This window comes from Streptomyces thermovulgaris, assembly GCF_002155915.1.
GTDB lineage: Bacteria > Actinomycetota > Actinomycetes > Streptomycetales > Streptomycetaceae > Streptomyces > Streptomyces thermovulgaris.
On record NZ_MUME01000555.1, the window covers coordinates 1 to 1,001 of the forward strand.

The 1,001-nt window shown below is 75.3% G+C and carries 2 protein-coding genes; both read right to left on the reverse strand.

Annotated elements, in window-relative coordinates; translation table 11 throughout:
- Nucleotides 1–671 (reverse strand): 1-phosphofructokinase family hexose kinase (locus CCN35_RS27275; RefSeq protein ID WP_107501112.1); only part of this gene is annotated, 671 nt, incomplete at its 3' end.
- Nucleotides 668–1,001, reverse strand: a 334-nt coding sequence (locus tag CCN35_RS27280; protein WP_483883433.1) for a DeoR/GlpR family DNA-binding transcription regulator, incomplete at its 5' end; no start/stop codon positions are given. The genes CCN35_RS27280 and CCN35_RS27275, both read right to left, overlap by 4 nt.

Sequence of the window (1,001 nt, forward strand, 5' to 3'; positions counted from 1 at the left end):
TCGGCGCCCGCACCGTGCTCGCCAGCCTGGGCGCCGAGCCCGCGCAGCTCCTCGGCCGCCTTCACCGCGTCGCCGACCGTCAGCAGGGGGCGCCCGACGGCTTCGGCGAGTTCCTCGGCGTTGGGCTTGACCACGTCCGGGCCCTCGCGCAGGGCCTCCAGCAGTGCGGGCCCGGAGGTGTCCAGCGCGATGCGTGCCCCGCCGTCGTGCGCCCGCGCGACCAGGTCGGCGTACCAGGAGGGGGCGAGCCCGCGCGGCAGACTGCCGCAGCAGGCGATCCAGTCGGCGCCGCGCGACTGCCGCCGCACGGTCTCCAGCAGCGCCTCCTGCTCCTGCGCCGAGAGCTCGGGCCCCGGAGCGTTGATCTTCGTCAGTACGCCGTCGGTCTCGGCGAGCGCGATGTTGGAACGGGTGGCCCCGGCGACCGGAACCGGCGCGACCTCGATGCCCTGTGCGTGGAGCAGGTCCGCGACGAGCGCGCCCGGCGCCCCGCCCAGGGGCAGGACGGCGACCGTGCGCCGCCCGGCGGCCGCGACCGCGCGCGAGACGTTCACGCCCTTGCCGCCCGGGTCCATGCGCTCGCCGGTGGCCCGGACGATCCCGCCGCGTTCGAGCGAGGGGATCTCGTAGGTGCGGTCCAGGGAGGGGTTGGGGGTGACGGTGACGATCATGCGCGTACCACTTCCGTGCCGCCGCGCTCGATGACGGCCGCGTCCTCGGGGCTCAGCCCGCTGTCGGTGATCAGCAGATCCACGTCGCCCAGATCGCCGAAACGGGCGAAGTGCTCCTGGCCGTACTTGGTGGAGTCGGCGAGCAGCACCACGCGGCGGGCGGCGGCGATCGCCGCGCGCTTCACCGCGGCCTCGGCGAGGTCGGGAGTGGTCAGGCCGTGCTCGACGGAGAATCCGTTGGCGGCGACGAACAGCACGTCGGCGCGGATCTCGCCGTAGGCGCGCAGCGCCCAGGCGTCCACGGCGGCGCGCGTACGGGTGCGCACCCGT